The sequence below is a fragment of the Nocardiopsis alba genome, from assembly GCF_000710955.1.
Classification (GTDB): Bacteria; Actinomycetota; Actinomycetes; order Streptosporangiales; family Streptosporangiaceae; genus Nocardiopsis; species Nocardiopsis alba.
In genome coordinates, this window is record NZ_BAZE01000011.1 from 124,041 (window position 1) to 144,597 (window position 20,557).

The window sequence follows — 20,557 nt, forward strand, 5'->3', positions numbered from 1 at the left end:
ATGACGACTCCATGGGTTCTGAGCGCACCGAGTAAGAGGGCCCTGCGCGATCGCGCGACACGGCTCCTGAGGAAGGTCGAGAAGGGGACGGCCGGTTCCTCGGACGCGGCCGACTCCCTGGTGTCGACGCGCCCGGCACGCGCGCACCGGGCCGTCCTGCTGCCCCGCGGAGACGACTGGCGGGAGCCTTTGACCGCCGTGTCCAAGGGACACGAGGACCCGCGGGTGGTGTGGGGCGTCGCCGACCGTGACGAGCGGCCGGTGTTCATCTTCCCCGGGCAGGGCACGGTCTTCCCGGGGATGTGCGTCGACCTGTTGGAGGCCTCTCCCGAGTTCGCCCGGCGGATCGGCGAGTGCGCCGACGCTCTCGCCCCGCACGTCGACTGGTCCCTCGTGGACGTCCTGCGCGGCGCGGGCCCGGAGTCGGAGCTGCGGCGGCCCGACGTCGTGGAACCGGTCCTCTTCTCGATCATGGTCGCGCTGGCCGGCCTCTGGCGCTCCCATGGCGTCGAGCCGGCGGGTGTCCTCGGTTTCAGCCTCGGTGAGATCGCCGCGGCGTGCGTGACGGGTGCTCTGCCGCTGGACGAGGCCGCGCGTGTCGCCGTGCTGTGGAGCAGGGCGCACGTCCCGATGGTGGGCCAGGGCGGTATGGCGATGGTCGGACTGACCACCGAGGAGGTTCATGAGCGTTTCGGTTCCGGCGGATCCGACGCCATCGACGTCGCCGGGGTGTTCGATGCCCGTTCGGTGGTGATCGCCGGCACCGATCCGGCCGTCGACCGCATCGTCGAGGACCTGCGCGACGAGGGGATCTACGCCCAGAGGCTGTCCGTCGAGTTCCCCGCGCACTCTCCAAGGGTCGAACCGCAACGCGAGTCCCTGCTCGCCTCGCTCGGTCGTGTCTCCCCGCGGGAGACGGAACTCCCCTTCTACGCCGGTACCACCGGTGGACGTATCGACACCGCGGAGCTGGACGCCGAGTTCTGGTACCGCAATCTACGCAGTCCGGTGATGTACGAGCGGGCGGCTCGTGCCGTGCTCGCCGACGGCCACCGGACACTGGTGGAGCTCAGCGCCCACCCGGTGCTCGTTCGTCCCACGAAGGAGGTCGTCGCGGATCTCGGGAGCGACGCGCGGGTGATCGGCACCCTGCGTCGTGACCGTCAGGGGGCGTCCCGTTTCGTCGTCTCCCTGGCGGAGGCCTGGACGCACGGGGCGCCGGTCGATTGGAGCCGACCGCTGCCGGTGGACGACGACGCCACCGGGCCGACCGTGTCCACCGGGTCGGACGCGCCCTCCGAGCCGGTCGCGGCCGGCAGTGAGCTGGTCGACGCGATCGTCTCGTACATCGTCGGCGAACTGGAGGGCGGGTCCGCCGACGACGTCCTCCTGGACCCGGCGCTGCGCGAAGCGAACCTGTTCTCCCTCGGCCTCGACTCGATCCGGTTGGTCTCCCTACAGGCCAAGCTCGAGCGCAGGCTCGACATTCGCCTGGAGAGCACGTGCATCATCGACCACCCCGAGCCGATGGCGTTGGTCGAGGAGATACGGCGGACGCTCGATCCCCCCGACCGGGCGAGGGAACCGGCCCCCCGTCCGTCTCCGTCCCCCGCTCCGGCGGCGTCGGGCGGACCCGTCGCGATCGTCGGTATGGGGATGCGGCTGCCCGGGGGCATCGACGATCGGCGACGGCTCTGGGACGTGCTCATCGAGAAGACCGACGTCGTGGAGCCGATCCCCGAGGACCGATGGGCGCAGAGCTCCTTGGACACCGCTGAGGTGACCACCACGCAGGGCGGCTACCTGCGCGACGTCGACCGGTTCGACCCGGCGTTCTTCGGTATCTCGCCGAGCGAGGCCGAGCTGATCGACCCGCAGCAGCGGCTGCTCCTCGAGCTGACCTGGGAGGCCTTCGAGGACGCGGGCCTCGACCCGTACGCCGCGGGTACCGCCGGCCGGGTCGGAACGTTCGTCGGCATCTACAACAACGACTACCGCCAGGTCGGGCAGGACCTCGGATACTCCCACGAGGCGTACACGTACACCGGCAACATGGCCAACGCCGCCGCCGGGCGTATCTCCTACACCTTCGGTTTCCGGGGCCCCAGCATGGCGATCGACACGGCGTGCTCGTCCTCGTTGTACGCCCTCCACCTGGGCGGTCAGGAGCTGAAGCGGGGCGGATGCGACCTCGTCGTGGCCGCGGGCGTCAACCTGATCCTCAGCCCCGAGGGGCACCTGTCGTGGTCGAGGCTGGGCGCCCTGTCGCCATCGGGCCGCTGCCGCAGCTTCGACGACGGGGCCGACGGCTACATCCGCAGTGAGGGTGGCGTCGTCGTCATCCTCAAGCGGCTGGCGGACGCCGAGCGTGACGGCGACGACGTCCTCGCCGTCCTGCACGGCTCCGCGGTCAGCCACAACGGTCGCGGCGGCGGATTCACCGTACCCAGCAGCGTCGCCCAGAGCCAGGTGATCAGGGACGCGATGGCCGAGGCCGGGGTGGGGGTGGAGGACGTCTCCTACGTCGAGGCCCACGGATCCGGAACACCCATCGGTGACCCTCAGGAGATCAACTCCCTGGCCAGGGTCTTCGCGGGCCGTACGGAGAAGGTCGGCGTCGGCAGCGTCAAGTCGAACCTGGGGCACCTGGAGTCCGCCGCGGGCATGGCGGCGCTCTGCAAGGTCGTGACCAGCCTCCAGCACGGGCGTCTGCCGGCCACACTGCACTTCCGCGAAGGAAACCGCCTCATCGACTGGGACGACGCCCCGGTCGAGGTCATCACCGATGACGTTCCATGGGAGCCCTCGAACGGGCGCCGTGTGGCGGGGATCAGTTCGTTCGGCGTCAGCGGGACCAACGCCCACGTCATCGTCGCGGAGCACGAGAAGCGGCGGGAGGAGACACGGCCCACCCTCGGCGCTTCGGACACACCCCGTTTGCTGCCGGTCTCGGCGAATTCCGCCGAGGCGCTCCGCAGCGGGCTGCGCGGTCTCTCCGACTGGAGCGCCCAGAGCACGGCGGACCTCGGCGACGTGGCGCACACGTTGGGCAGGCGGCGCGGCCTGAAGTACCGGAGGGCCCTGGTCTGCGCCTCGATGGAGGAGATGCGGACCGTCGCCGGAACGGAATCCGCCGGAGAGATGGTCAAGGCCGACCCGCACGGGTCGGGGCCGGTGTTCATGTTCTCCGGTCAGGGGACGCAGTACCCGGGCATGGCCCGTGAGCTCTACGACCACGCGGAGGAGTTCCGGCGCGAACTGGACGAGCTCGACCGGGAGTTCCGCAGGGTCGCCGACATCTCCCTCCTGGAGGTCATGTTCGCCGAGGAGGAGGACGAGCGCTTCCGGTCGCCGATGTACACCCAGCCGATGATCTTCTCGGTCGGGTTGGCGCTCGCCCGATACTGGGCGAGCCGGGGCGTCACCCCCGCCGCGGTCATGGGCCACAGCATCGGCGAGTACGCCGCCTCCTGCTTCGCGGAAGCCATGAGCCGCGAACAGGCCGTCGAACTGGTCGTTCACCGGGCGCGCGTGGTCGCGGACTCTCCGGCCGACGGTTCGATGGCGACCCTTCTGTGCTCCGCCGAACGGGCGAGGGAGCTGCTCGCCTCCGCCCCGGACGTCTCACTGGCGGCCGTGAACTCCTCGGAGAACGTCACCGTCTCAGGCCCGGCCGACAGCCTGGCCGCGGTCCTGAAGGCCGCGCGTCGGAACCGCGTCTTCGTGGAGCGGCTCGACGTGTCGCATCCCTTCCACTCGGCACGGATGGCCTCGGCGGCGGAGAGCCTGCGGGATCGGATCCGCGGATGGGACTTCGACGCCCCGTCGATCGAATGGATCTCCACGCGGACCGCGAGGCCGGTCGAACCCGGTTCTCCGGTCGACGCCGACCACTGGAGTCGGCACATGGTCGAACCCGTCCTGTTCAAGGACGCCGTGGCCTGGGCCGTCCGGGCGGGTCTGCGTACCTTCGTCGAGATCGGCGCCACGGCGACGCTGGGCGGGCTCGTCGCCCAGGAGTTCGGTGACGACGTGGTGGTCCTCCCGAGTCTGCGCAAGGGCAGGTCCGACGTGCGGCAGTTCCTCGAGGGCGTCGGCCGGCTGTGGGAGCTGGGCGCCGAGCTCGACCTCGGCCGACCGTCGGGCACGGGGCGGCTGCTCCACGACCTACCGCACACCCCGTTCGACAGGCAACGGATCTGGTATCGAGACCGCACCGGAGAGGGTGGCGCGACCGTGGACGTCCGAGCCGACGACACCGTGACGGCCGACGTCACGCCGAGTGGTCCGACGAGCGGCTCCGCGGGGGACACCGCGGCCGTTCCCGCCGACGCCCCCCGCAGGCACGCCGAGGAGAAGGCCGTGGCGGAGGTCATCACGCGGGCGCTGAGCGAGGTCACCGGCGTGGCGACCTCGGAACTGGACCCGGACGTGGAGCTGTTCTCGCTCGGTGTCGACTCGCTCATGCTCGTGCAGCTCGGCAAGCGCATCGAGAAGCACTACGCGCTCGACATCCCGATCACCACGTTCTTCGAATCGCTCCACACGGTGGGACGGGTGACCGACTTCGTCCTGCGGAACCGTCCGGAGCCCGAACCCTCCCCGGAACCGGCGCCGGCGCCTTCGGTGCCGTCCGTGCCCGATCCGCGGCCGGGCGAGGCGTCGTCCCCGCCCGTCGCCGGGCCGGGCGGTACCTCGGCCTCCGGGATCGAGGCGGTGGTCCATTCCCAACTGGCCCTCATGCGGGAACAGCTCCAGGTGCTCGGGGGCACGGCGCCCGCTGCCGGCGCGGCCGGCGCACCGGAGCCGGACCTCGAGGCCGTGCCGCGGCGCCGGGCGCCGGGCAGGTCTCGCAAGGTCGGCGCGTACACCAACAACATCTCGCTGAGCGGCAGCAGGCTCACCGAACGGCAGCGGCGGTTCATCGCCGACTTCGTCGCCCGTTACACCGCCAGGACCGCGGGGTCGCGGGCCTATGCCGACTCCCACCGCCGGCACATGGCGGACTGGATCAACTCGCTCAACTTCGACACGGACCTGAGGGACACCTCCTATCCGTTGGTGTCCTCCCGCTCCCAAGGCGCCGCGTTCTGGGACGTGGACGGCAACCGGTACGTCGACACCGGGATCGGTTACGGCGTCCACTTCTTCGGACACCAGCCCGACTTCGTCGTACGCGCGGTGCGCGAGCAACTCGAGTCGGGGTTCGAGCTGGGCCCCCAGAACAGGGTCGCCGGAGAGGTCGCGGAACTGATCCACGACATGACCGGTGCCGAACGGGTCGCCTTCTGCAACACCGGTACCGAGGCGGTGATGGTGTCGCTGCGGCTCGCCAGGGCGGTCAGCGGACGGGACAAGATCGTACGGTTCACCGACTCCTACCACGGCGGTTCCGACGCGGTCCTGGCCGAGAGCGACGGAACCGATAGCGTTCCGCTGACCATCGGTATCCCCCCGGCCATGGTCGAGGACACCGTGGTTCTCCGCTACGGGGCCGAGGAGTCGCTGGAGCGCATCCGCCGGCAGGGCGGTGACCTGGCCGCCGTGCTGGTGGAACCGGTGCAGTCCCGCAATCCGGGCCTGCGACCCGCGGAGTTCCTGCGCGAGCTCCGACGGATCTGTACCGAGCACGGGATCGCGCTGATCTTCGACGAGATGATCGTCGGCTTCCGGCTCGCACTGGGCGGAGCCCAGGAGTACTTCGGGGTCGAGTCCGACATCTCGCTGTACGGCAAGCTCGTCGGCGGCGGTATGCCGGTGGGCATCGTCGCCGGCAAGAGCACCTATCTCGACGCCGTCGACGGTGGAGGGTTCTCCGACGCCGACGATTCCCGGCCGGCGGTGCCGACGACCTTCTTCGCCGGAACGTTCTGCAAGCACCCCTTGACCATGGCCGCCTGCCGTGCGGTGCTGACCTTCCTCAAGGAGAACGGCGAGGAGCGGCTCGCCGAGCTGAACAGGTTCACGGACGACTTCGTGCGGAGGGCCAACGACTTCTTCGATCGGGAAGAGGTACCGATCCGGCTGTCGCACTGCGCCTCGATGTACAAGTACGAGAACGTGGCGCAGCGCGACATGGCCCTGATGACCCTGACCACGAACCTCTTCTTCAAACTGATGGCCCACCACGGCGTGTTCGTGTGGGAACGCCGGTCGGGGTACTTCTCGCTGGCCCACACCGAAGAGGACAAGGAACGCGTCCTCGAGGCGTTCCGGACGGCCGTGCGGGAGATCCGGGCCGGGGGCTTCGAATTCCGGCGTTCGCGGTCGGTCTCCCGCTCCGGTTCCGACGCGGTGGGCACCGGGACGGAGCCCGCGGCCACGCGGAGCGGGCCCCGATCCATGGCGCTCTCCGCGGAGGAGAAGCGGGTCTACGTGAACTCCCGTATGCGTGGCGGGAACGAGGCCTACCAGGTCCCGGCCCGCCTCCACTTCGACGGATCGCTGGACCCGGACCGGGTGGACGCGGCCTTTCGCGCCATCGCCCGAAGGCACCCCAAACTGCGTAGCCGCTACGAGATCGATTCCGGAGACGTCGTCTGCCGTGTCCTCGAGGACATCGATCCCGAGGCCCACCTCTTCGACGGGGCGGGAACGGAGGAGATCGCGGACGTGATGAACGCTCCGCTCGACATGACCCGGGCGCCGCTGTGGCGCTACGGCATCGTCGTCGGCGAGGACGGCACCGATGACCTCGTCGTCTCGTTCCACCACATCATCGTCGACGGCCGGGGGTTGGAACTGATCATCGGCGAGCTCGCCGACCATCTGTCGAACGGGCGTCCGACCGACACCGAGGAGCCCGCGGGCTACGAGGAGTACGTACGGATCCGATCCGAGCTGCCCGATCGACCCGATTACCAGGACCACCGGCGGTGGTGGCTCCGCGAGTTCGAGACACCGCCCCCTCCCCTCGCGGTCCCGACCGACGAGCCCCTCCCCGCCATCAACGACTTCAGCGGGGGCCACCACTACACGCGCATCGACCCCGAGGTGCACGAGGCGGCCACGAAGGTCATCCGCGAGCACCGGACGACACCGTTCTTCTTCTACCTGTCGTTGTGGTCGGTACTGCTGGCCAGGACGAGCGGCGAGAGCGACCTGTGCGTCGGAGTGCCGTTGGATCAGCGTTCCCTGGGCTCCTTCGAGGGCACGGTCGGGATGTTCGCCCAGTCGCTGCCGCTGCGGCTGAGGCCGGACTCCGGTACCCGCCTGTCGGATCACCTTCGGCGGGTACGCGACACGGGTCTCGCCGCGATCGAACACGCGCACTACTCCTACGAGACGTTGATCGAGGAGTTGGACCTGGAGCGCGACCACGGACGCAACGCCCTGTACGACACGATGTTCATCTACACGAACGCCCGGGGGCGCGCGCACAGGTTCGGTGATCTCACCGCCACCACCGAGGACTTCGGCATGCGCGGCTCGATGCTCGCCCTGACCCTGGAGATCACCGAGCGCGACGGTGGTCTGTTCGTCGACCTGAACCACTCCGGCGTGTTCGGCGAGCGGAGAATCGCCGATCTGATGGCCCGGTTCCACGCACTCGTCGCGCAGGCCGTGCGGGACCCCGATCGCAGGATCGGTGAGATCCCGCTGATCGACGACGACACGACGGAGCGGCTCCTGTCCTGGGGCTCCGGTCCGCGTACGACCGACGTGCCCGGCCTCGCGGAGCTGTTCGACCGGGTGTTCACCGAGCACGCCGACCGTCCGGCGATCCGTTTCCAGGACGAGGTGACGACGTACGCCCAACTGTCCGAGAGGGCCGGGCGGCTCGCCGCCCTGCTCCGTGACTCCGGGGTCGAAAGGGGGGATCCGGTCGGGCTGCTGCTGCCGCGGTCGCCGGACCTCGTGGCCGCCATGCTGGCCGTCCACCGGGTCGGTGCCACCTGGCTGCCGTTGGACGTGACCGATCCGCCGGCGCGGCTGCACTCCGTGATCGAGGTCGCGAAGCCGACGAGGATCCTGTGCCTTCCCGAGAACGAATCGGTCCTTCCACCGGACGGGAGGGCGCTGACGATCCGTGACCGGGACCTCCCGGAGACGGTCGTACCGGAACCCTCGGAGGACGACCCCGACGGTCTCGCGTACATCATCTTCACCTCCGGTTCTACCGGTCGCCCCAAGGGCGTCACGGTCGCCGACGACGCGCTGGCCAACTTCCTCTGGGGCATGCCCAAGGCGCTGGACTGGGAGGAGAACGTGACGACGGCGTGCCTGACGACCCCGTCGTTCGACATCCATCTCCTCGAGACCCTGATGACCCTGGTCACCGGTGGAACCGTGGCGATGGCGGGCGAGGGGGAGGCACGGACACCGGCGGAGATCGCGGAGTTCGTGGCCGCCAACGGCGTCGCCTACATGCAGATGACGCCGAGCCGCCTGCGCATGCTGTGCGCCGACCCGGACGCGGCGCGCAGGGCACTGGCGCCGTTGGAGAGGCTCGTCGTCGGAGGCGAGGCCTTCCCCGAGGACCTGTTGCCGGATCTGCGGGCCGGGACGTCGGGCCGGATCTTCAACGTGTACGGGCCCACCGAGACCTGTATCTGGTCCAGCGTCAAGGAGCTCACCGGCCAGGCCCCTGTCACCATCGGTAGGCCCATCGCCAACACCACCTTCTACGTGCTCGACGACGACCTCCAACTCGTCCCCGAGGGCACCGAGGGCGCCCTGTGGATCGGTGGCCGCGGAGTGTCGCCCGGGTACCTGTACCGTCCCGAGCTCACCCGTGAGGCCTTCCGCGACGACCCCTTCCGAGAGGGCCGGATCTACAACAGCGGGGACCGCGCCCTGTGGCACGACGGTGAGGTCCGCTGCCTCGGTCGGCTGGACAACCAGGTCAAGGTCCGGGGGCACCGCATCGAGCTCGAGGAGATCGAGCAGGCCCTCACCGAGCACGTACACGTGGTCGGGGCCGGGGTGATCGTGGACGAGGTCTCGCCGGGGAACCGGGTCATCCGCGGGTTCTACGAAGTACGCGAGGACGCGGAGGTCGGGCCGGAGTCGCTGAAGGACTTCCTGAACGGGAGACTGCCCGGCCACATGGTCCCGGCCACGCTCACGGCGGTCCCCGCCGTGCCGATGACGACGAGCGGCAAGATCGACCGCCCGGCCCTGGCCCTCCTGGAGGCCGTACCGGTCGGTGGCGGCCGGCCGGACGAGCCCTCGGAGGTGAGCGAGGACCTTCTCATGGCGTGGAGGTCGGTGCTCGGCGACGTCCCGTTCGGCCCGGACGAGAGCTTCTTCGACCTGGGAGGCAACTCGTTCAGCCTCATCCTGCTGCTGGAGAAGCTGAACGCCGCCTTCCCCGGGACGCTCGACGTCAGCGACCTGTTCGCCGAACCGACTCTCGGAGGGCAGCAGGAACTCCTGGAGCGGAGATCGGCGCGGAGCCGCCCGGCCGACGCCCCGACCGACAGCGGTGTGCGGCCGCCCGAGGACTGGTTCGTGCCGGGCCGGGGCGTCGACGGGACCGCGGAGGTCGCCCTGCCGGACCGGGTGCGGTCCGCGCTGCTGCGGCACGGCACGGGCGACGGGGCCACGGCGCGGGCCCTGGCGCACGCCGCGTTCGCGCTGACCGTCGGCAAGGCACTGTCCTGTGACGACGTCACGCTCCACGTGGCGACCGCCCCCGGACGGGTCGCCGCGGTCACCTTCGACCTCGTCGGCCGGACCGACCTCGCCGAGCTGGTCGACGATCACCTGCGATCCGTCGGCGACGCCGACCGCGAGGTGGAGCTCGACCGGATACGCCCGGGTCGCGGCGACGGCGCCAGGGTGACCATCGCGTGCACCGATCGCGCACGAACGGAGGAGAGCGAGCTCCTCCGGTACGCCGACCTCGTTCTGGGGACCGACGTGACCGCGCGGCCGGCGACCGTGGCGCTCGCCCACCGGGGGGAGATCGCCCCCGAGGCCGTACACGGACTGCTCGACGGCTACGTGCGGCTGCTGGGGCTCCTCGCCCCGCCCACCGGAGACTCCGGTTCCCGCACCCCTCCCCGTGCGGTCGACACCACAACTGGACACGCGCACGCACCGGACCGGAAGGATCAGTCATGACCAACCTCGCGCTCCTGTTTCCCGGCCAGGGGTCCCAATTCACCGGAATGGGTCGTTCCTGGTTCGAGTCGGAGAGCAGCGTTCGAGAACGCTTCGACCAGGCCTCCGAGATAGTGGGTTACTCGCTCGCCGATCTCTGCTTCACCGGACCCGCGTCCGAGCTCACCCGGACGCGGCACGCGCAGGTCGCGCTGCTGGTCCTGAGCTTCGGTATGTACGAGGTGATCAGTAGGGACCGCAGGCTGCCGGTCACCCACATGGCCGGGCACAGCCTGGGCGAGATCACCGCGCTGCTCGCGGCGGGAGCGATGGGCTTCGAGGACGCGGTGCGGCTGGTGAAGGTCCGGGGCGAGGCCATGGAGGCCTGCACCACCGCCGGTGACACGGGCATGATCGCCGCGCTCCGGACGCCGGCGGCCCAGGTCGAGAAATGGGCCGAGGAGTTCAACTCCGACGGCCACGCGGTACAGGTGGCCAACTACAACGCCGAGCAGCAGACCGTGCTGGCCGGCACGCTCGAAGAGCTGCGGGGGATGGCCGGCCTGCTCGAGGAGCGTGGCGCCAGGGTCGCCTGGCTCAACGTGGCGGGCGCCTTCCACAGCACGCACATGGCCGACGCCGTCCCCGCGTACGCGGCGGAGATCGGGAGGATCGGGTTCACGGAGCCGACCGTCCCGGTCTGCAGCACCGTCACGGGCCGGGTGTACGAGAGCGTCGAGGAGATCAGGGGAGCCCTCTCCGAGCAGCTCACCAGCCCGGTCCGGTGGGACGCCGTCATGTCGACGCTGACCGCGGACGGTGTCGGGCTGTGGATCGAGGTGGGGCCGAAGAACGTCCTCGGCAAGATGGTCGCCGGTGCCGTCGAGGACGCGCGTGCCCACAGCCTCGGCGAGGACGCCGAGGGGACGTACGCGGCGCTCGATCGGGCCATCGAGGAGCGGAGGAACCGCCCCGGTCTCGTAGGCCTGTGCCTGGGAGCGGCCGCCGCGACCCGGAACAGGAACTTCGACGACGACGAGTACGCCTCCGGTGTCATCGCGCCCTACCGCCGGCTCCAAGAGCTCGCCTCCACCGAGGACGAGGAGCTCACCGACGCGGGGAAGAGGGAGGCCCTCGACCTGCTGCGCACGATCATGGGGACGAAGGGCGTCCCCGAAGCCGAGCAGCGGGAGCGGATCACGTCGATCCTGCGGCGCACCGGCGACTCCGCGCTGCTCGAGCCGACCGGAGGGGCCGTCTCATGAATCCCCTGCTGTCCATCGGCGACCTGGACCTGGCCGACCTCCCCGAGGACGCCGAGGTGCGGATCGACCACTCCGGGGTCGGGAGTCGGGACACCCCGATCGCCATCATCGGGATGAGCGGGCGGGTGGGCGACGCCGCCGATCTCGACGAGTTCTGGGAGATGGTCGTGCGAGGCGAGCGCGGCCACCGGGAGCTCTCCGAGGAGCGGCGCGCCGACGTCGACGCCTACCTGGCCGCCCGGGGGGCGCGACGACCCTCCCCCGAACGCTACTGGAACGGCACCCGCCTGCCCTCGGTGGCCGGATTCGACTACCGGTTCTTCTCCATGTCCCGGCAGGAGGCCCGGGCCGTCGATCCCGACCAGCGGATCTTCCTCGAGACAGCCTGGGCCGCGCTCGAGGACGCCGGGCACCTGAACACCGAGATCCAGGGCCGGAGGGTCGGGGTCTACGTGGGCATGTCGAGCGACTTCGGCGAGGACTATCGGACGATGATCCAGGCCGTTTCCCCCGACGCCCCGGAGATCTCCGTCGCCGGAAACGTCAAGTCGATCATCGGGAGCAGGATCGCGTACCTGCTGAACCTCCGGGGCCCCTCGATGCTGGTCGACACCGCGTGCTCCTCGGGCCTGGTCGCCGTCCACACCGCCTGCCGCGCGATCCAGCGCGGGGACTGCGGCATGGCGATCGTCGGAGCCGTCAACAGCGACCTGCTCCCGGTCGTGGACGACGGCTCCGGGATCGGCATCAAGGACCTACAGGACACCTCGTCCCGGGACGGCCGCACGCGGACCTTCGACCGCAGGAGCGATGGGACGAGCGCGGCCGAGGGCTGCGTCGTCTTCGTCCTGAAGGCGCTCGATCGGGCACAGCGCGACGGCGACACCGTCCATGCGGTCATCCTGGGCGGCGCGGTCAATCAGGACGGCGCCTCCAACGGCATCACCGCGCCCAACGCGGACGCCCAGGGCGACCTCATCGACGCGGCGCTCGCCGACGCCGGTGTCCCCGCGGAACGGATCAGCTTCATCGAGGCGCACGGCACCGCGACCCGCCTGGGCGACCCGGTGGAGATCGGGGGGATCGAGCGGGCGTTCTCCCGTCACACCACGCGGAAGCAGTTCTGCGGGATCGGCACGGTCAAGACGAACATCGGCCACATGGACAACGCCTCCGGACTGGCGGGCCTGGCCAAGCTGGTGTTGTCGATGAGACATCGGACCCTGCCGGCGAGCCTCGGGTTCGAGGACCCCAACCCCAACATCTCCTTCCCGACGTCTCCGGTGTACGTCAACGACCGCACGGTGCCGTGGGGCGGCGACCCGGACGAGACCCTGTACGCGGGCATCAGCAGTTTCGGCCTGAGCGGGACCAACTGCCACCTCGTGGTACGCAGCGCGGACCCGGACCCCGGACCCGAGCGGGTCGCCGCGACCGGTCCGATGCTGCTCCCGTTGAGCGCGCCGGACACCGAGGGCCTCAAGCGGCTGGTGGAGCGCTATCGGCGGTTCCTGGGCGGACGTGACGTGCACCTGGCGGATCTGTGCCACACCGCGTCGACGGGGCGCATGCACCACCGGTCCAGGGCCGCCTTCGTGTGCGAGGACCGGGAGGAGTTGCTGACCCTCCTCGAACGCTTCGCCGACGGCACGGACGGCACCGACGACATCGCCACCGGGGAGTTCCGACTCGCGGCCGCCGGCGGCGAACGACGCGATCCCCGCGGCCTCACCGCCGACGAGAGGAAGCGGCTGAGCCGTGAGGCGGCACGGTCGCTCGACGGAGGGGCACCCGACCGCGACGGTCTGCGGCGCCTCGCCCGCCTCTACGTCCGCGGCGCCGACGTCGACTGGAACAGGGCCGCCTCCCCGGGCGCCCGCCGGATCCCGTTGCCGACCTATCCGTTCGAGCCGTTGCGCTGCTGGCTCAAGACCGACGGCGGGGAACGCCGCGGCGGGCCGGGCGCGGAACTCCACCTGGTGCGTTCCCTGGAGTCGGACATCGCCATGTGCGAACTCTCCCCACGGCGGTTCTGGGAGCTGTCCGAGCACCGGATCGACGGGGTCGGCGTGCTCCCCGGCACCGGGATCCTGGAACTGCTCGTGCGGGCCGCCCGCGGCCTCGGCCACGGTGGTTCCGGGATGAGGCTGCGCGACCTTCGGTTCCTCACGCCGCTCGCGGTCGACGACGGTACCGAGGTCGAGGTCCACATCGTCTTCGGGCAGGCCGATACGGATGGCGGCGTCCGCCAGGTGACCGTCGCCGCACGGGGCGCGGACGGCGCGTGGGTGCGCAACGCCACCGCCGAACTCGTCACCGAGCCGGACATCGCGGTACCGGAGCCGGTCGACCTCGCGGGGGTGCGGAGCCGAATGAGCCGCGCACTGCATTACGACGACCGGCTCGACCTCTCCAACGGACTGACACTGGGCGAACGGTGGACCGGGAGCCTGCGGGGCGGTCGGGCGAACGCCGACGCGACCGAGATGCTCTACGAGCTGGAACTGCCATCGCGGTACCACGGTGAGACCGACGACTACTTCCTGCACCCGGCGCTGCTCGACACCCTGATCAACGCGGCCAACGGCCTCTACGACGACGAACGGCTCTACCTGCCGCTCTCCTACGGCGAACTGACGGTCCACGGGCCGCTGCCCGCCCGCGTACTGGCGCACTTCCGCAAGCGTCCCACCTCGGTCGAGGGACGGTTGTACGCGTTCGACGTAACGGTCACCGACCCCGACGGTCGGGTCGTACTGGCGGTGGACAACTACTGCGTCAAATCGGCGGTCGGCCTCGACCTGGGCGGCTCCGGTGGATACGGGCACGTGCAGGGCTACCGGAAGGCCTCACCACCGGTCGAGGTCGGAACCGGGGACGCCCTGACGGGGACGGTCCTGCTCTGCGGCGACTTCGGGCCGATGCTCGACGACCTCACCGACGAGCTCCGGTCGGCCGGTCACGACCACCTGCACGTGGCCGACACCGCCGCCGTCGACCGGATCGACGAGGGCCGCGCGTTCGCCTTCGCGATCCTCGCCGGTGTTCCGGAGGACGACGGCACGCCCTTGGCCGAACGGGCGGTCGAGCCCGTGGAGAGGACCGTCTCCCTGCTGAAGGGGCTGGCCGCTCGTCGGCCGGAGCTCGGCGCGGGTCTACTGGCCGTGACCCGGAGCGCGCTCGCCGTCACCGGTGAGGAGTCCGTCGATCCGGGGCAGGCCGGTGTGCTCGGCCTGACGCGGATCGCCGCCCTGGAGTATCGGGCCCTCGGGATCCGCTGCGTCGACATCGACGAGCACACCCCGCCGAAGGCCCTGATCACGGAGGCACGCGCCACCGATCGGCCGCCGCTGCTGTTCTATCGCGGGGAGCGGCCCCACGAACCGGTCGTCGAGCGGCACGCCGTGGTGCCGCGGGACGAGACGCCGGGGCCGACCCCTCCGGACGGTGCCGTCATCATCTCCGGTGGCACGGGCGGCCTGGGCGCCGCGGTGGCGCGGGACCTGGCAGGGCAGGGGTTCCGGAACCTCGTCCTGCTGGGCTCGGAAGGGCGGGACCCCGCCTCCGCTCCTCCGTTCGGACCGCAGGACGACCCCGCCGTCGCCGAGGTCCTCCGCCTGGACATGGGAGACCCGGAGGCGGTGGAGCGCACCGTCCGCGAGATCAGGGAAAGGTACGGACGGATCGGGGGAGTGATCCACCTCGCGGGACGGCCGGGCGTCGGATTCCTGCACACCAAGACCATCGACGAGTTCATGGCCGTGTACCGACCGAAGGCGCTGGGCGGTATCGCCCTCCATGAGGCGACCCGGGACGACGATCCGCGCTTCTTCGTGGTGTTCTCGAGCGTCTCCGGGCTTCTGCCGATCCACGGCCAGACCGACTACACGGCCGCGAACCTGGTGCTCGACAGCCTGGCCCAGTACCGCGGCGCGCGGAACCTGCCCGCTCTGAGCGTCCAGTGGCCCGCGTGGCGGGAGGTCGGGATGGCCGAGCGCCTGGGCGCCGTGGACGAGGACGAACTCTTTCCTCCGTTGGACCCCGCCGAGGCGACCGGCCTGCTCCGGGAGCTCATGGCGGGTGAGGGACGGCCGCCGGTCATCATGCCCGGCAGGAAACGGCCGGCGGCGAACGTGGCGGAGCCGGCACGGCGGGCGGACGGGCCCGGCGCGGCCGGGGACCGGCCCGTCTCCCTCTACGGCCTGGACCACGTCGGGGAGATCGAGCGGGCCGTCGCCGAGATCTGGGCACGGACGCTCGACGTCACGGAACTGGACGCCTACGACGAATTCGTCTCCCTCGGCGGCAATTCTCTGCTGACCTCGCAGATGTTGAAGCTCTACGACGAGCGTTTCCCCGGCCTCATGGACATCACCGACCTGTTCCGATTCCTGACGATCGCCGACCAGGCCGCGTGCGTCGCCTCCCGCCTCGGCGCCGGAGGGGACGGCACGGGCGGCGGGGCGACGCCGACGGACGACACGGCAGGCGCCGACGACCTCGACCGGCTGCTGGACATGGTGGAGCAAGGGGAGATCACGGTGGAGGAGACCCGTGGACTTCTGTAGCTGGACCGCGCTATTTCGACAGAATCGGGATGCCAGATGGACAAGGTGAAGGCTTTCATCCTCGAGCAGGTCGCGCAGCGGCGGATCGGCAAGGAGGAGGCGAAGACGCTGTTGCAGGAGGTGACGACCTCGTCGTCCCCCCGGCCCGACATCGCCGTCATCGGGATGGCCGGACGCTACTCCGCGGCCGGGAACGTCGACGAGTTCTGGGACTTCCTACGGGAGGGCAGGAACAGCGTGCGCGACTTTCCGCGCTCCCGCAAGGAGGACATGTACGAGGTCCTGCGGAACCCCTACTACTCCGAGGTCATCCTCGGTTCGGTGGTGGACGGAGCCGACCTGGACCGCATCTATTCGAAGAGCGGTTATCTGGACCGGATCGACCGGTTCGACGCGCGCTTCTTCGGTATTCCGCCGCTGGAGGCGGATTACATGGACCCGTACCAGCGGATCGGACTGGAGACCGCGTACGAGGCGCTCGAGAACGCGGGATACGGCGGCGACGGCGTCCGCGGCACGCGGACCGGGGTCTTCCTCGGGCGTGACCAGACGAACTACTCGTACTACCGCATGTTCTCCGAGCGTGATCCGATGCAGCTCTCCGGTTCGTGGGAGGGGCTGGTCGCCAGCCGGATCTCCTACGTGCTGGACCTGACCGGCCCGTGCCTGATGACCGACACCGCCTGCTCCGCGGGCGCGGTGAGCATCCACCAGGCCGTCCAGTCGTTGCAGGCCGGCGAGTGCGACATGGCGCTCGCCGGTGGGCTCAACATGTCGCAGGTCGGTGAGGTGAAGGCCGCGTACATGTCCGGGGCGACGATGGACAGCGTCGAGTCCCACGACGACACCGTGCGCACCTTCGACGCCCGGGCCGACGGGACCGTGTGGGGCGAGGGCGCCGGCATGGTCGTTCTCAAGCCGCTGGCGCGCGCCTTGTCCGACCGGGACCACGTACTGGCGGTCATCAAGGGTTCGGCCATCAACAACGACGGTATGTCCAGCGGGATCACCGCGCCGAGGGCCGAGCAACAGGAGCGGGTCATCCTCGACGCCTGGTCGAGGGCGGGCGTCGACCCGGAGACGATCACCTACGTCGAGGCCCACGGCACCGGTACCGCGCTCGGAGACCCCATCGAGATCAAGGGTCTGTCGGACGCGTTCCGTCGACACACCTCGCGTCGGCAGTTCTGCGGGGTCGGGTCGCTGAAGACCACCATGGGACACATGGTGGGCGCCTCCGGGGTGGCGGCCGTCACCAAGGTGGTCAAGGCCCTCGAGACGGGCGTGCTGCCCCCGACGGCGAACTTCGAGGTACCCAACCCCTACATCGACTTCCCCGAGAGCCCGCTCTACGTCCACGACCGTCTTTCGAGTTGGGACACCCCCGCGGGGACCCCGAGACGCGCCGCGGTCAGCTCGTTCGGCTTCGTCCGGACCAACTGCCACCTGGTACTGGAACAGGCCCCCGCGTACCGCCCCGCGGAGCAGAGCAGACGGCGCTACTGCCTCACCGTCAGCGCCCGGACCGGCGAGGCCCTGGACGAGCTGCTCGAACGCTACTCCGCGATGCTCGCGGAGAGCGCGTGGTCGCTCGCCGACATCTGCTACACGTCCAACGTCGGGCGCGCGCACCACGAGCACCGGCTCCTGATCACGGCGGAGAGCAAGGAGCAGCTCGCGGAGGCCGTGGACCGGGTCCGCGCCCGGGGCCTGGGCACCGACGAGGACCAGGGCGTCCACTACGGGGCGCACACCGTGGTCAGCGACAAGAAGGGCGTGTTCTCTCCCGGGGACGTCACCCGGCAGTCGCTGGAACGCCTCTCGGCCGAGGCCGACGCGGTCGTCGCCGATCGGACGTCCGGCGAGGAGAAGACGCTCGACAGGCTGGCCTCCCTCTATGTGCGGGGCGCGCGGGTCGACTTCGCCGCGTACCACCGGGGGGACGCCCGACGGCGGGTTCCGCTGCCGACCTATCCGTTCGCGCGGACCCGCCATTGGGCCAGGCCGCTGCGGACCCGGGTGCGGGACTTCAGGAGCTCGGAGGCCCACCCGCTGCTCGGCACCGAGGTCGGTCGGACGGACACCGGTGCCGTGTTCGAGAACACGCTGTCGGTCGAAAGGCACTGGGTACTGGCGGACCACCGGATCGATCGCAGGGCGGTGGTGCCGGGCACCACGTACCTGGAGATGGCCAGGGCCGCCTACGCCGCCGTCGCCGGAGCCGGAGCCGTACGGTTCCAGGACGTGGTCTTCCTCATGCCGCTCTCCGTCGACGCCGGCTCCGAGGCGGCCGTCCGGACACGGCTCGACCGGTCTGGCGACGACTACACGTTCCAGGTGCTCAGCAAGGACGGAGAGGACTGGATCCCGCACGTCGAGGGCAGGGTGGGCGGGGCGCCCGCCGAGGAACGGCCGGGCACCGTGGACGTCCCCGCGGTGCGGAACGCGGCGGCCCGGACGGTCGACCCGGTCGCTTTCGAGGCCGACACCGGCGTCTTCCGGTTCGGTCCGCGCTGGGACTCCGTACGCGCGGAGTGGCGGGGCGAGGATCGGACCCTGGCGTTGCTGCGGCCTCGGGAGGGCGTCGACGCCGAGACCGAGGTCTACGGACTGCACCCGGCGATGCTCGACAACGCGGTCAACGTCAGTTCGCAGAGCGAGGGCCGGACCTACCTGCCCTACATGTACAAGGACTTCGTCCTGCACCGGTCGGCACCCGAGTCGTACTACTCGCTGGTGCGCACGGTCCGCGGTGCCCCCGGCGACGAGACGATCACCTTCGACATCGACCTGCTCGACCTCGACGGCGCGGTCTTCGGAAGGATCGGCGGCTACACCGTCAAGAAGGTCGACTGGACACGCTTCAGCGTCACGGGACCCCGTCGCTTCCTGCGGGTCGGCTGGACGGAGACCGAGCCGCCCGAGGAGCGGGAGGACCCGGACGCCGTCTGGGGGGTCGTGGTGGGCGAGACCGCGGCCGGCCATGAGCTCATCGGAGCGTTGACCGAGGCGGGGGTGCGGGTCCTCCCGTGCCACCTGGGATCGGGCGCGCCCGACGAGGACGACGTACGGGCCCTGTGCGCCCGGCTGCGTTCGGAAGGGGCCCAAGGCCTGCTGTTCGCCGCCGACCTCACCGCCGACGAGGGGCTCGCCCACGCGGACCGTCGCGGCGGCGGCGTCGACGCTCTGTTCGAGCTGTACAAGCAGCTTTTGACCCACCGGGTCAAGCTCCCCCTCGGGCTGCGGGTGCTCGGCGGCAACGCCTGGCGGGTGACCGACGACGACACCGCCACGGACCCCTACGCGGCGGCCACCGCGGCACTGGCCATGGTGATCGGGCAGGAGCACCTGCCGGTCGGCGTCCTCGACGCGCCGCCGGGTACGGACACGGATCTGCTGGTCCGCGCGTGCCTGGGCGCTCCGGGACCCGTGCCGCGGGCGATCCGCGGGACCCGTCTGTACACCCGGCGCCTGGAGCGCGTCACGGCGGTCGAGGACGAGGTCTCCGAGAACCCCTACGCCGGAGGCGCCTTCCTCGTCACCGGAGGCGCGGGTGGACTGGGTCTGAACATCGCCGAGGAGATGGCGGCGCGGGGGGCGGAGAGGATCGTCCTGACCGGACGCTCGGAGTTGGGCGAGGCGACGAAGCGGCGCTTGGAACGGCTCCCCGCGGCCGAGTACGTGCGCTGCGACGTGTCGCGGGCCGAGGAGGTCCGCGGTCTGGGCGAACGGCTGAAGGCCGACGGGGTGCTCCTGACCGGCATCGTCCACGCGGCGGGCGTCGCCGGCGACGGTTTCCTCGGCTCCAAGCGGCGGGAGGTCTACGACGCCGTCCTCGCCCCGAAGGTCGACGGAAGCGTCGCGCTGCTGGAGCTCGCCTCCGAGCATCCGGACCCGTTCGTGGTGCTCTTCTCGTCGATCACCGCGGTCACGGGCGGATTCGGGCAGGGGGACTACAGCGCGGCGAACGCCTTCATGGACTCCCTCGCGGCCGGGGCACGGGCGGAGGGCGCACGTGTCCTGTCCGTCGACTGGCCGACCTGGACCGGTGCGGGTATGGCCGTCGACCACGACGTGGACGCGGACGACGCCCCGTTCACGCCCGTCTCGATCCAAGGCGGCCTGGCCTGGCTGGCGTACTTCCTGCGCCATCCGGTCGACGGAGCCGTTCCGGCCGACTTCAACCTGCCGGTACTGGAGCGCGAGTGGGACACGCTCCCCTTCACCGTCTCGGCCGAAGTCGCCACGGCCGCCCGCAACGCGGCCAAGGAGCCGTCGGAGACCGGCGAAGCGGGCGGTGACGCCGTCCTGGCCGGAGTGTCGGATCCGACCCCGACCCAGCTCCGGATCGCGTCCATCTACGGTTCGGTGCTCGGCCTCACGGAGATCGACGCCTACGCCGGCTTCCAGGAACTCGGCGGGAACTCGCTGATGACCGCGAACCTGCTGTCGAAGGTCGAGCAGGCGTATCCCGAGACGGTGGACGTCGCCGACCTCTTCTCGTACTCCACCGTCGTCGACCTGGCCGCCTACATCGACGAGCAGCGCGGCGCGGACGCCGGAGGGACGGACGACCGGGAAGGCGACCGGTCCCTGCGGGAGGCACTGGCCGAGATCGGCGACACGGAGCTGATCTCCGTCTTCGACGACATCGAGGACAGCGGAGAGCGATGGTGA

General features: G+C 70.5%; 4 protein-coding genes. All 4 read left to right on the forward strand.

Annotated elements, in window-relative coordinates:
- The 4 genes from TR33_RS19570 to TR33_RS19585 are packed head-to-tail and all read left to right on the forward strand — an operon-like array spanning position 1 to position 20,557.
- Complete coding sequence (locus TR33_RS19570; RefSeq protein WP_234305892.1) at positions 1–10,068, forward strand: non-ribosomal peptide synthetase/type I polyketide synthase; 10,068 nt, start codon at positions 1–3, stop codon at positions 10,066–10,068.
- Positions 10,065–11,312 carry an ACP S-malonyltransferase gene (locus TR33_RS19575; protein ID WP_042284624.1) on the forward strand — a complete coding sequence of 416 codons (1,248 nt, stop codon included), beginning with the start codon at positions 10,065–10,067 and terminating at the stop codon, positions 11,310–11,312. The genes TR33_RS19570 and TR33_RS19575 overlap by 4 nt, the downstream gene beginning before the upstream one ends.
- A complete protein-coding gene (locus tag TR33_RS19580; protein WP_042284625.1) occupies positions 11,309–15,880 on the forward strand; it encodes an SDR family NAD(P)-dependent oxidoreductase in 4,572 nt (1,523 codons plus the stop codon). Before TR33_RS19575 ends, TR33_RS19580 begins: the two co-directional genes overlap by 4 nt.
- Positions 15,881–15,916: 36 nt before the next feature.
- Entirely contained in the window at positions 15,917–20,557 is a 4,641-nt protein-coding gene (locus TR33_RS19585) for an SDR family NAD(P)-dependent oxidoreductase (RefSeq protein ID WP_042284627.1), read from the forward strand.